Annotated in this window: 10 protein-coding genes and 6 tRNA genes; 10 read left to right on the top strand and 6 right to left on the bottom strand. The window is 41.0% G+C overall.

What is annotated here, in order from left to right:
* Positions 1-19: 19 nt before the first annotated feature.
* From AC25JC_RS10985 to AC25JC_RS10995, 3 genes are all read right to left on the bottom strand, one after another.
* Positions 20-559: a dual specificity protein phosphatase family protein gene (locus AC25JC_RS10985; RefSeq protein WP_486924032.1), complete on the bottom strand. Its 540-nt coding sequence runs from the start codon at positions 557-559 to the stop codon at positions 20-22.
* Positions 560-608: 49 nt separating this feature from the next.
* A complete protein-coding gene (locus AC25JC_RS10990) occupies positions 609-1,436 on the bottom strand; it encodes an MBL fold metallo-hydrolase (protein ID WP_486924033.1) in 828 nt (275 codons plus the stop codon).
* Positions 1,437-1,730: 294 nt separating this feature from the next.
* Positions 1,731-2,366: a peroxiredoxin gene (locus tag AC25JC_RS10995; protein WP_078194127.1), complete on the bottom strand. Its 636-nt coding sequence runs from the start codon at positions 2,364-2,366 to the stop codon at positions 1,731-1,733.
* A 337-nt stretch (positions 2,367-2,703) separates the two neighbouring features.
* Between AC25JC_RS10995 and secA the strand changes: the two genes are divergently transcribed.
* From secA to AC25JC_RS11045, 10 genes are all read left to right on the top strand, one after another.
* Positions 2,704-5,427: a preprotein translocase subunit SecA gene (secA, locus tag AC25JC_RS11000; protein WP_111885392.1), complete on the top strand. Its 2,724-nt coding sequence runs from the start codon at positions 2,704-2,706 to the stop codon at positions 5,425-5,427.
* Between the two features lie 144 nt (positions 5,428-5,571).
* Positions 5,572-5,928: a hypothetical protein gene (locus tag AC25JC_RS11005; protein ID WP_078194125.1), complete on the top strand. Its 357-nt coding sequence runs from the start codon at positions 5,572-5,574 to the stop codon at positions 5,926-5,928.
* A 160-nt stretch (positions 5,929-6,088) separates the two neighbouring features.
* Complete coding sequence (gene argJ / locus AC25JC_RS11010; RefSeq protein WP_180085460.1) at positions 6,089-7,309, top strand: bifunctional glutamate N-acetyltransferase/amino-acid acetyltransferase ArgJ; 1,221 nt, start codon at positions 6,089-6,091, stop codon at positions 7,307-7,309.
* Positions 7,310-7,462: 153 nt separating this feature from the next.
* A complete protein-coding gene (nadA, locus tag AC25JC_RS11015) occupies positions 7,463-8,530 on the top strand; it encodes a quinolinate synthase NadA (protein ID WP_180173469.1) in 1,068 nt (355 codons plus the stop codon).
* 154 nt (positions 8,531-8,684) lie between these two features.
* Positions 8,685-8,761 (top strand) — tRNA-Pro (locus AC25JC_RS11020).
* Between the two features lie 45 nt (positions 8,762-8,806).
* Positions 8,807-8,883, top strand: a tRNA-Arg gene (locus AC25JC_RS11025).
* A 44-nt stretch (positions 8,884-8,927) separates the two neighbouring features.
* Positions 8,928-9,003 (top strand) — tRNA-His (locus AC25JC_RS11030).
* A gap of 3 nt (positions 9,004-9,006) precedes the next feature.
* A tRNA-Pro gene (locus AC25JC_RS11035) sits at positions 9,007-9,083 on the top strand.
* A gap of 105 nt (positions 9,084-9,188) precedes the next feature.
* Positions 9,189-9,264, top strand: a tRNA-His gene (locus tag AC25JC_RS11040).
* 17 nt (positions 9,265-9,281) lie between these two features.
* Positions 9,282-9,358, top strand: a tRNA-Pro gene (locus tag AC25JC_RS11045).
* Between the two features lie 114 nt (positions 9,359-9,472).
* On the opposite strand, the gene yfiB is transcribed toward AC25JC_RS11045, so the two are convergent.
* The 3 genes from yfiB to yfiR are packed head-to-tail and all read right to left on the bottom strand — an operon-like array spanning position 9,473 to position 11,675.
* Positions 9,473-9,952, bottom strand: a complete 480-nt coding sequence (gene yfiB / locus AC25JC_RS11050; protein ID WP_486924034.1) for an outer membrane lipoprotein YfiB — start codon at positions 9,950-9,952, stop codon at positions 9,473-9,475.
* A gap of 8 nt (positions 9,953-9,960) precedes the next feature.
* The gene (gene dgcN, locus AC25JC_RS11055) at positions 9,961-11,178 is read right to left on the bottom strand and encodes a diguanylate cyclase DgcN/YfiN (protein ID WP_486924035.1); all 1,218 of its coding nucleotides are present in this window, start codon (positions 11,176-11,178) and stop codon (positions 9,961-9,963) included.
* Positions 11,175-11,675: a regulatory sequestration protein YfiR gene (gene yfiR, locus AC25JC_RS11060; protein WP_486924036.1), complete on the bottom strand. Its 501-nt coding sequence runs from the start codon at positions 11,673-11,675 to the stop codon at positions 11,175-11,177. The genes dgcN and yfiR overlap by 4 nt, the downstream gene beginning before the upstream one ends.
* Positions 11,676-12,002 lie beyond the last annotated feature (327 nt).

Genomic DNA, 12,002 nt, shown 5'->3' on the forward strand with positions numbered 1-12,002 from the left:
TTTATTTGAGGAATGACCTTTAATAAGATGGATTCAGTAGTTGCTGCTGAATCCATTTTACATTTTCAGGGCTGAATAAACGGTCAATATTTTTCCAAATAGGGTGGAAGCCATAGCCACCTTGTTTCATTTCACGTTTTGCTTCCTCAATGGACCAATGCTGAAAAATAATACGGTACATGGCCACACTCGCGCCTGTACGGTCTGAGCCGTGGTAGCAATGGATTAAAACTTTTTGCTGCTGTTGTTCAGCTTCTTTTATGGTTTTCATCACCGTCAGTAAATCTTCACGATCGATTTGCCACGTGTGTATCGGAATATGTACAAATTTAATCTTTTGCATATCAATAGCATTTTTTAAGCGTTCTGGGTCATGGTGCCGTGAACGTAAATTTATGATCACATCGATGTGCTGTTCTCGTAGAACAGGGGCGAGATCTGTATCAGGTTGTTCACTGCGAAATAGCGTTGGGCTGATTTGATAAAAATTATGCTGTTGATGAACGACTTTCCCCCAATGCTGAGGACGTTCATTTAACGGTAATGGATTTGATGTCATGCAACCCGTGAAGCTGAAGCTAACACTAAGGAGGATCATTGGTAGGATTTTAGCGGTCATAGCTTGTATTCTGATAGCGAGCGAATTCGAATGGGTCATGTGCACAGATGAGATCGATGTCCGGATGCTGCGCTAACTGCTGAATCTTATGAAGGGAGTGCAGTCGCTGTGTATTGTCGGTGGCAAATAAACGCTCAAGCTGATTTAAGGCCCGCGAATGAAAATTTGAATTTAATTGATGCTGTGAGTAATAAGCATCGCCACAATATAACAACCAGCGCTGGTTATTTTTAATCGCAATACCGGCATGACCAACGGTATGTCCCAAAAGTGGAAGCATTAAAATGTCATCTTGAAAAATAGACAGACCGGCAGTGTGTTCTAAGTTAAACCATGCTTGCGTCCCGATGCTTTCGATAAAATTCCAATAACGATGCAGTTGGAATTGCTGTGGTCGATAGCGCAGTCGTGATTTTAAGCTATGAAGGTTTTGAGTGGCGTTATATTCACTGGCTAAGACATGCACAGTCGCCTGCGGAAAATCAGAGATCCCGCCAGCATGATCAAAATCTAAGTGTGACAACAAAATGTGTTGAACATCTTGAGCCTTAAAGCCTAATTTTTGAATTTGATGAATCGCACTCAGTTGCGAATTAAATTTGATTTGCGCTGTGCGTGAAATAAACCGACCTAAACGATTTTGTGGATGCAAATAATCTTGTAAGCCCAGTCCTGTATCGACTAAGACGAGCCCTTTATCGGTTTCAATGAGCAGGCAATGACAGACCAAATGTGCGCGAAAGCCTTTCTGTCCAAATAAAGGGGCACACGTTGGACAAAAACTACCACAATGTAAATGATGAATTTGATGAATCACGGTTTGTTATTTTCAAGTTTTTATTAGTTATAACGGAATTGTGATGTTTAACCAATCTAATCCCTGAGAGGAATTTGTAATCAAAAAAAGCTCATCCAGAGATGAGCAGGTTGGAGACTGCCAGAACGGGCTCGTCATTCGTTCTGAAGGGGGAAAACTATATTAACTATGGTTATGATACTTAGTTTGCTTAGGTGCTGCGCTTAAAAATAGTTAAATTTGTACCTTCGCTTTGGTCACTCACAGCAGAGCTTCTTATCTTGCGCTCGGACAGCGTAATGCTCCGTTTTATCCTCACTTAGGTTGAGGCGTTAAACGAAGGTAAGGCGTAACTGCGTTATATCCTTGAGGAAAGCGTTGTTTGATTTCCTCTTCATCTTTTAATGACGGCACAATCACCACATCTTCACCTTGTTGCCAGTTGGCCGGTGTTGCAACTTTATGGTTGTCTGTCAGTTGCAAAGAGTCAATGACACGTAAAATTTCATGGAAGTTACGCCCTGTAGATGCAGGATAAGTAATGATTAAACGGACTTTTTTATTTGGATCGATGATCACCAAAGAGCGAACAGTTAATGTTTCGCTGGCATTGGGGTGAATGAAATCATAAAGGGTGGACACTTTACGGTCTTTGTCTGCAATGATCGGGAAGTTGACCGTGGTATTTTGAGTATTATTAATGTCGTTAATCCAACCATGATGCGACTCAACATCATCAACAGACAGGGCAATGGCCTTGACACCACGTTTGCTAAATTCATCTTTTAGTTTTGCGGTAAATCCAAGTTCTGTGGTGCAGACTGGGGTGTAATCGGCAGGATGCGAAAATAAAATGCCCCAACTGTCACCTAAAAAGTCATAAAAATGAATGCTGCCTTCGCTTGAGTCTTGAGTAAAGTCTGGTGCAGTATCACCTAAACGAATCGTCATGGAATATCCCCGTATTTATTGAATTTGTTTAACTTGAAAATAAATATGAAGGATTTTTTTTATGATTAAAAATAGTGTTTTTTCATTTCTTTATGAATATATTTCATATAAAACAGTTTTATTGGGGGATAAATGCGAAATATCTCACGACAGAGTCACTATGTTGTCTGCAGAAAATTTGTTACATTAGCTTGCCTTAAGTCTCCGGGGCTAGAACCCGAGCGCAGAATATTTAAGGGGATTTTTGTGCAAAACCCTTGTACTTCGAATTTCTAGCACCATAATAACGACTAAGAAAATATATTCATTTGACAAGCAAGATTTAGAGAGTCTATTCATGTTGGCAAGTCTGATCGGAGGAATCTTCGGTACCAAAAATGAGCGCGAACTCAAACGCATGCGTAAAATCGTAGAGAAGATTAATGCGCTCGAGCCGACGATATCTGTTCTAAGCGATGCAGACTTATCTGCAAAAACTGAAGAATTCAAAGAACGTTATAAAAAAGGCGACAGCCTTGATAAATTATTACCTGAAGCGTTTGCTGTTTGTCGTGAAGCTGCGAAGCGTGTCATGGGCATGCGTCATTATGATGTACAGCTGATTGGTGGTATTACTTTACATGAAGGTAAGATCGCAGAGATGCGTACCGGTGAAGGTAAAACCCTCATGGGAACGCTTGCTTGTTACCTCAATGCGATTAGTGGTGAAGGTGTTCACGTGATTACGGTGAACGACTATCTCGCACAGCGAGATGCTGAGTTAAACCGTCCATTATTCGAATTTTTAGGTTTAAGCATTGGGATTATTTACTCAATGCAAGACCCAACTGAAAAAGCTCAAGCGTATCGTGCTGACATTACTTACGGTACCAACAACGAATTCGGTTTCGATTACTTGCGTGACAACATGGTGTTTTCTGCTGCTGAGAAAAAACAGCGCAGCTTAACCTATGCCATCATCGATGAAGTCGATTCGATCCTGATTGATGAAGCGCGTACACCGTTGATCATTTCTGGTCAATCAGAAGACTCATCTCAGTTGTATGCTGCAATTAACAGCATTCCACCAAAACTTCATGCACAAAAAGAAGAGAAGGTACCAGATGGTGGTCACTTCTGGATTGACGAAAAACAGCGCTCTGTAGAAATGACCGAAGTCGGTTATGAAACTGTTGAAGCTGAATTGATTCAAATGGGCTTGCTTGCTGAAGGTGAAAGTTTATATTCATCTGCTAATTTAAACTTGGTACACCATGTTTCTGCGGCCATTCGTGCGCATTACCTATACCAACGCAACGTGCATTACATCATCCACGAAGGTGAAGTGATCATTGTCGATGAAAACACTGGTCGTACCATGCCGGGTCGCCGCTGGTCAGAAGGTTTGCATCAAGCGGTAGAAGCCAAAGAAGGTTTGGAAATTCAACCTGAAAACCAAACACTAGCAACCACAACATTCCAGAACTATTTCCGTCTTTACAAGAAATTATCAGGGATGACAGGGACTGCAGATACTGAAGCTGCAGAAATGAAAGAAATTTATGGCTTGGATGTTGTACTTATTCCAACCCATCGCCCAATGATTCGTAATGACCAAAACGATTTAATCTATTTAAACCGTGAAGGTAAATACAACGCCATCATTCAAGAAATTCAACGTATTCATGAAGCTGGTGTTGCACCGATCCTGATTGGTACAGCAACCATTGAAGCCTCTGAAATTTTATCAGATAAGCTGAAAGAAGCTGGTATTCAACATGAAGTACTTAATGCGAAACAACATGAGCGCGAAGCGGATATTATTGCGCAAGCGGGTTCACCTCGTGCAGTAACCATTGCGACTAACATGGCTGGTCGTGGTACTGATATTCTGTTAGGTGGTAACTGGAAAGCGTTGCTGGCGAAGATTGAAGAGCCGACTGAAGCAGATGAAGCACGTTTGAAAGCAGAGTGGGAACAAAATCATGAAATGGTGCTGAACTCTGGTGGTTTACACATCATTGGTTCAGAACGTCATGAATCTCGTCGTATCGATAACCAGTTACGTGGTCGTGCGGGCCGTCAAGGTGACCCAGGTGTATCACGTTTCTACTTGTCGCTTGAAGATGACTTGATGCGTATCTTCGCAGGTGATCGCGTGGTTGCAATGATGCGTGCCATGGGGCTGAAAGAAGATGAAGCCATTGAGCATAAAATGGTTTCACGCTCGATTGAAAATGCACAACGTAAAGTTGAAGCACGTAACTTCGATATTCGTAAAAATCTATTGAAATACGATGACGTAAACAACGAACAACGTAAGATTATTTACTCTCAGCGTGATGAAATTCTTGTTGAACCGTCTTTACAAGATTACATCGAAACGATGATTCAGGATGTGACTAAAGGCATGATCGAAATATATATTCCACCTGAGTCTATTCACGATCAGTGGGATATAGAAGGTCTTGAAAAGGCGCTACGTGAAGATCTATCGATTGAATTGCCAATTTCGCAGTGGTTAGAGCAAGATCGTCGTTTGGATGAAGAGGCTTTGGTTGAACGTATTACTGATGAAGTTCTTCAGCACTACCGTTCACGTCGTACGCAAATGGGTGACGAAACGGCTGCAATGCTCGAACGTCACTTTATGTTGAATTCATTGGACCGCCATTGGAAAGAGCATTTGGCAGCAATGGATTACTTACGTCAGGGGATTCATTTACGTGGTTATGCGCAGAAAAATCCTGAGCAAGAATACAAAAAAGAAGCCTTTAATTTATTTGTAAACATGCTTGCTGTGATTAAGTCCGATGTCGTGACAGATTTATCTCGTATTCATGTGCCTACAGCCGAAGAACTTGCAGAAATGGAAGCTCAAAAACAGGCTCAAGCTGAATCAATGAATCTTCAATTGTCACACAATGACTTTGATAATTTGTTGGCTGAAGCCAATGGTAATGATGTTATCGATGCGCAATACACACCTGCAGAGCAAGTGATTGTTCCGCCAGAAAGTCGTAACTCGCCTTGCCCATGTGGTTCAGGTCTAAAATATAAACAATGTCACGGTAAAATCTAAACAGCATTGTTTAATTTCAAATAAATCAGAGCCTTCGCGCTCTGATTTTTTATTTACACTACTAATCTGACCTGAATAGTATTTGCAGTTCAGTAGATTAAATGTTATTTAGTTTCTATCAATAACCGTAAGACGGAAAAGACAATGAAAAAAGTACTAAAACCGTTCATGATTGCTGCTTTGGCTTTGCCAACTTTTGCCTTTGCAAACGCTCCTCAGACGACTTCTTTAGAGAAAGTTCAACAAGCAGTTGGTCCAACAACAACTCAAGTACAGGTTGGTACTGACGGTCAAGTGACTGTAGCAAGCCCGCGTACGGGTATTCGTTATACCTTTGCCAATCCAAATCGTCCAATCGTATTGCAAACTGCAAAAATTGCAGCAGCCAATGCGGCGAATGCTGACCGTATTGTGGCTGAAAACCCAGCCCTTTCTGCTGCGAGTCAACAAAAAGCGAAACAAGTGCTTCTTGATGAAGCAACTCAGCTGGCGCGTAACTAATTTACGACGAACAGCGATAAAGACCAGTCGAAAGGCTGGTTTTTTTATGTGCAAAAGAAATCCACAATAAAATTACAGCAAAACCGTGCTTCTGCTCGATTTTTTATAGATTTTGCACTAAGCTGTATTTTTTATAACTCATATAGTTGGACGTTGAAAAATGGCAGTTGGTGACGTATCTATGCCACAGATGCATGTGGTGAAAGGTGTAAAAATCGGTTCGGCTGAAGCATATGTGCGCTATCAGAACCGACGTGACCTTGTCATTTTTGAATTTGCTGAAGGTTCTAATGTCGCAGGCGTTTTTACTCAAAATGCATTTTGTGCAGCACCGGTCCATATTTCGAAAGCGCACTTATTGGCAGGTAATCCACGTTATTTAGTGATTAACACCGGAAATGCCAATGCCGGTACTGGCAAAATCGGCATGGCAAATGCTGAGGCGACGTGTGCGAAACTGGCAGAACTGACAGGTGTTCAAAATACAGAAGTTCTTCCATTTTCAACGGGTGTAATTGGCGAGCAATTACCTATTGATCGTTTGGTTCAAGGCTTGCAACCCGCATTAGATAGTTTGCAGGAAGATGCATGGTTGGATGCGGCAACGGGCATTATGACCACTGATACCACACCTAAAGGTGCATCTGAACAGTTCGAACTAGATGGCGTTCTGTATACTATGACAGGCATTTCTAAAGGCGCAGGCATGATTCGTCCAAATATGGCGACCATGTTGAGTTATGTGGCAACTGATGCACCCATTAGCCGTGAGCTTGTGCAACAGCTTTTGAAAACCACAGTTAACCTGTCGTTTAACCGTATTACGGTGGATGGTGATACCTCAACGAATGACTCATGTATTTTGATTGCAACGGGCCAAGCTGGTGGCGTAGAAATTACTTCAGAATCAGATTCACGTTATGCTGCTGTTTTAGACGTGTTAACACGTGTAATGAAGCGTCTTGCACAGCTCATTGTCCGTGATGGTGAAGGTGCGACGAAGTTTATTACTGTGGCGGTAGAAGGCGGCGCAGATACTCAAGAATGTTGTGATATTGCTTATAGCATCGCACATTCACCGTTGGTTAAAACTGCAATCTTCGCATCAGATCCAAACTGGGGCCGTATTTTGGCAGCTATTGGTTATGCAGGTGTGCCAAACTTAGATGTTGAAAAAATTCAGGTCTGGTTAGGTGATGTTCAAATCTGTAAAGACGGTGGTGCCGCAGCAGATTATACCGAAGCAGCAGGAGCTGCAGAGATGGAGAAATCTGAGATCACGATCCGTGTAGATTTAGGACGTGGCAGTGCTCGAGATACTGTGTATACCTGTGACCTTTCATATGATTATGTCAAGATTAACGCAGATTACCGTTCATAAGATATTTGATGTTTTTGAAAAGCCTCCGTTGTGAGGCTTTTTTATAAGTGGAACTTTTTAATGACCGGTAAAAAATAGCCAAGTGCCATATTTATGGGTCAGTTGTGAAGCACCTGTGTAGTAGCAGGCATTAAGGGTAGAGAAGACGTTGTGATGAATAATGCAAACAACTTAATTGCAAATGAAGCAAAATCAATTGTACAAGCGCATTTGGATCGTTTGGGTGATGTTAAAGAGCATCACTTAACGGAAGCTGCAAAGCTTGAAAAGTTTGAATTAATTAAAGCGGAACTCAAAAAACGTAACGCTGTCCTTGTTGCACACTATTACTGTGATCCTGAAGTACAGGAACTAGCAGAACAGACCGGTGGATGCGTTTCGGATTCACTTGAAATGGCACGTTTTGGTCGTGACCATCAAGCAACGACGTTGGTGGTTGCAGGAGTGAAATTCATGGGGGAGACCTCGAAGATTTTATCTCCTGAAAAAACCGTACTGATGCCTACTCTGGAGGCAACATGCTCACTTGATTTGGGCTGTCCGGTCGATGAATTTACCAAATTTTGCGATGCACATCCGGATCATACGGTTGTGGTATATGCCAATACCTCGGCGGCAGTGAAAGCACGTGCAGACTGGGTGGTAACCTCGAGCTGTGCTGTTGAAATTGTTGAGCATTTAGATAGTTTAGGTGAAAAAATTATTTGGGCACCCGATCAGCATCTCGGTCGCTATATTCAAAAGAAAACTGGTGCAGACATGTTGCTATGGGATGGGGCATGTATTGTCCATGAAGAGTTCCGTGCACGTGGGATTGCCAATATGAAAGCGCTGTATCCTGATGCAGCAGTTTTGGTACATCCAGAGTCACCAGAATCTGTGGTGGATATTGCAGATGCCGTTGGTAGCACCTCGCAATTGATCAAGGCTGCACAAACCTTGCCACACGAACGTTTAATCGTGGCAACAGATCGCGGTATTTTTTATAAAATGCAGCAAGCTGTGCCGAATAAAATTCTCATCGAAGCACCGACGGCAGGTGAGGGAGCGACTTGTCGTTCATGTGCGCATTGCCCTTGGATGGCGATGAATGAATTGGATGGCATTCTGGAAGTTTTACAAAAAGGCGATCAGGAAATTTTTGTAGATGCGGCATTGGCTGAGCGTGCTAAATTGCCTTTAGATCGGATGTTGAATTTCAGCGCCAGTTTAAAACGTTAATTTTTGCTTGAAAAATGATTAAAGTGCTTGATAAATAATCGCTTGAAATGATTTTTTATGTTTTTTTGAAGATAGGTGTTGACGTTAATCAACGTCACGCCTAGAATGCACACCGTACCGCACGATATGCGATACAGCGAAAGCTGAGATGAAACGGAGCATAGCACAGCCTGGTAGTGCACCTGGTTTGGGACCAGGGGGTCGTAGGTTCGAATCCTACTGCTCCGACCAATTTCTCAAGGCAAAAATCGCGTGATAGTCTATGTCATCGGTAATGCGCCTGTAGCTCAGTTGGATAGAGCATCCGCCTTCTAAGCGGATGGTCACAGGTTCGAATCCTGTCAGGCGCGCCATTTTAATGGTGTTCTGATACTAGAATCTGAAACTTGTTGTGATGGTGGATGTAGCTCAGTTGGTAGAGCCCCGGATTGTGATTCCGGTTGTCGTGGGTTCGAATCCCATCATTCACCCCAATTCGGAGCATAGCACAGCCTGGTAGTGCACCTGGTTTGGGACCAGGGGGTCGTAGGTTCGAATCCTACTGCTCCGACCATTTTCTTAAAGAAAACGGTCGATAAAAGATACCGCATACAGCGGTTTTTTTATGCCTGTAATTTAAAATGCGTTATATTGGTTATTCACAAGCAAGAACATGATGGTGGATGTAGCTCAGTTGGTAGAGCCCCGGATTGTGATTCCGGTTGTCGTGGGTTCGAATCCCATCATTCACCCCAACTTTTAAAGTTGAAAGCGGAGCATAGCACAGCCTGGTAGTGCACCTGGTTTGGGACCAGGGGGTCGTAGGTTCGAATCCTACTGCTCCGACCATTTATCTCAAAAGTAATACTATGAAAAAGATGCCGCATTTAGCGGTTTTTTTATGCCTGAAATTTATAAAAAATAAAAAAGCCACCATAAGGTGGCTTTTTTATATTCTGCTATTTAGGGAATGATGGTGACATTTACACGACGGTTGATGGCACGATTGGTTTCAGTGTCATTAGAGACTATCGGTTGTTCAGCACCACGGCCAATAATTTGAATATTTGAACTGTTATAACCTTGCTTTAAAAAGACGTTTGCGACGCTTTGCGCACGTTTTTCTGACAGTTGTTGGTTGTAATTGGCTTGTCCAACATTATCCGTATGACCAATAAACTTAATTTTGTTTAGGTGATATTTAATCAGTTGAGTGGCAAGTGTATTTAACTTGACTTGTTGGTGGGGTTGAATTTGATAATCATCAAAACCAAATAAAAGTCGTTCTGGTAGGGCAAGTGTCCAACCATCATTGGTCAAGACAAACCCTTCTTTTTTAAGCATGCGTGCTTGTTTGTAGCTTAAGTTACCTAAACTCATGCAGGCTGTCATAGTGGCCGTGAATGCAATTATAAATAAAACTTTAAATGCGTTCTTTAACATAGCAAATCCTATGAGTTGGGGCGTTGAAGTGCAATGCACCAATGATTATTAGAAAGTTTAGCATCATACATCGCGCGTTCCGCATCTGCGATCAAATCTTCTGGCGATTTTGCATTTTGGATCAGTGCCACACCAATATTAGCTTGTAATGCAATATTATGTTGCTCATAAACAAATGTGGAACCATAGCAGTCATGTATTTTGTGACAAAAGACTTCGAGTTCCGTCAGGAAGTTTAAGCGATTGATAATAATTGCAAATTCATCACCACCGAGTCGCGCAACGAAAGCATCATCTGGAAGTGCTTGTTTTAAACAATGTGATGAGGCACGCAGTACTGCATCACCAGCTAAGTGTCCATATTGGTCATTCACATGTTTAAAGTTTTCAATATCGACAAAGAACACAGCAGCGTTCGCTTTTAAGTCAAATAGCTCAAACAGCTTTTCATAAAAATAATTACGATTTGGCAATTGGGTTAATGCATCATGACGTGCTAGATGAATTAGCTTGTCATTTTCTGAAATCAAGTTTTTATTTGACTGTTCAATTTCACTAAGTAAACCATTAAAGGCGGTACTGAGTGCGTGTAATTCTTGAATATCAGAGTTTGAAACCCGCATTTTATAATCTTTCTTAATGCTAATGGTTTGAGCTGATTCAACAATCGAGCGAACGGATTGCATTAAGTATTGATAAACAGAATTCACCGACCAAAACACAGTAGCTAATAAAAGAATAAAACCTAAAAACAAACCCAGCAAAATTTTATGGAAGAAACTAACTAAATCTGAAGAGTTTCCATATACGACCAGTTCGCCGTAACTTTTCTGATCATGATGAATATCTAAGCGAATCGGTTGGCTAAAAAAGAAATAATCTAAAATCGCTTGGCTAGAGAATGTTGAAATTTCTTTTTGCTCAGCATGAGCAAGTGACGCATTTTGAAGGTTGGTGATTTCTATCGATCGAATGGGATACAGTTGAGTGTATTCATCTAAAATTTGACGCATCGTTGTTTGGTCATTAAACACCACAGCCGGTTGAACACGTTCGTTAATCGCATTTGATAAAATCGTTAAGCTGTTTTTTGCATAGGTATGCATTGTATAGGTGGAAATCACCAAAAAAATCGCAGAACAAATCGTAAATGTTAAAGCAAAGATGGTGAGCTGCGAACGCGTAAATAATTGGTGTAATGTAATTGGGTTATAGAGTTGTTTCATTCAGCTGACTCCGATGACTTCGCCAGTAATAAAACGCGTGGATCAATATGTATTTGTGACTGCGTTAAACTTTCCATATTAATTTTAAACGAATAACTCTGATTTTTTTTATACAAACAAAATGCACTGCCAGACTCACATTCACTATTGTTGCTGCTTAGAGAAAGGGCGGGGAAATTGACATGGCTGTTTAAAATACTTTGTTCTTCTTTTGCTGATAGATTAGAAAAAAATAAAACTTGGCAATGACTAGACTTGATGTTATTTACATTGATGGCTGTAATTTTATAAGTGCTGTGGGTTGGCGCAAGTTTTTTAAAATCATTGACTAAACTTGAATTATTAATCACACAAAATTTGGGTGAAGTGGTTTCCCACTTGGCATAACTCAAAATAGAGAAAGTGGTTGTGAAAATATTTGCTGTGGGAGCTGCATATAATATGGGTGAAATGGAGCACGCCATTATTAAATAGGCAGTTTTTTTAAAAACAACCATATGAAATCAAAAAATCTTAAATTAAATGGAATGAAAATTGGGTGTATATACGTTTTATTATATGAAATAGGGCGTATATAGCCCAATAATAATACAAAAGAATGTTTGTGTGTTTAAAAAAGCGACATGCGTAAAATAAATCATAAAAAGGGTGTTGCGTTGGATCAAAAATGCTGTAGAATGCACATCCATCGGCGGTGATGAAGATTAAAACTTCTGATAAAACAATGACTTGGTTGAATTGGTTAAGTTGGGTTTTATTTTTTAAGTTTAAAAATAATTTGAATTACTGGTTGACTCTTTAGAAATAAAGAGTAATATAGCCGA

Source organism: Acinetobacter sp. P37 (genome assembly GCF_057480965.1).

Excerpts from the sequence above, each read along its gene's own strand:
- AC25JC_RS10985 (WP_486924032.1), bottom strand. The coding sequence starts at position 559 with ATGACATCAAATCCATTACCGTTAAATGAACGTCCTCAGCATTGGGGG.
- AC25JC_RS10995 (WP_078194127.1), bottom strand. The coding sequence starts at position 2,366 with ATGACGATTCGTTTAGGTGATACTGCACCAGACTTTACTCAAGACTCA.
- secA (WP_111885392.1), top strand. The coding sequence starts at position 2,704 with ATGTTGGCAAGTCTGATCGGAGGAATCTTCGGTACCAAAAATGAGCGC.
- AC25JC_RS11005 (WP_078194125.1), top strand. The coding sequence starts at position 5,572 with ATGAAAAAAGTACTAAAACCGTTCATGATTGCTGCTTTGGCTTTGCCA.
- argJ (WP_180085460.1), top strand. The coding sequence starts at position 6,089 with ATGGCAGTTGGTGACGTATCTATGCCACAGATGCATGTGGTGAAAGGT.
- nadA (WP_180173469.1), top strand. The coding sequence starts at position 7,463 with ATGAATAATGCAAACAACTTAATTGCAAATGAAGCAAAATCAATTGTA.
- yfiB (WP_486924034.1), bottom strand. The coding sequence starts at position 9,952 with ATGTTAAAGAACGCATTTAAAGTTTTATTTATAATTGCATTCACGGCC.
- dgcN (WP_486924035.1), bottom strand. The coding sequence starts at position 11,178 with ATGAAACAACTCTATAACCCAATTACATTACACCAATTATTTACGCGT.
- yfiR (WP_486924036.1), bottom strand. The coding sequence starts at position 11,675 with ATGGTTGTTTTTAAAAAAACTGCCTATTTAATAATGGCGTGCTCCATT.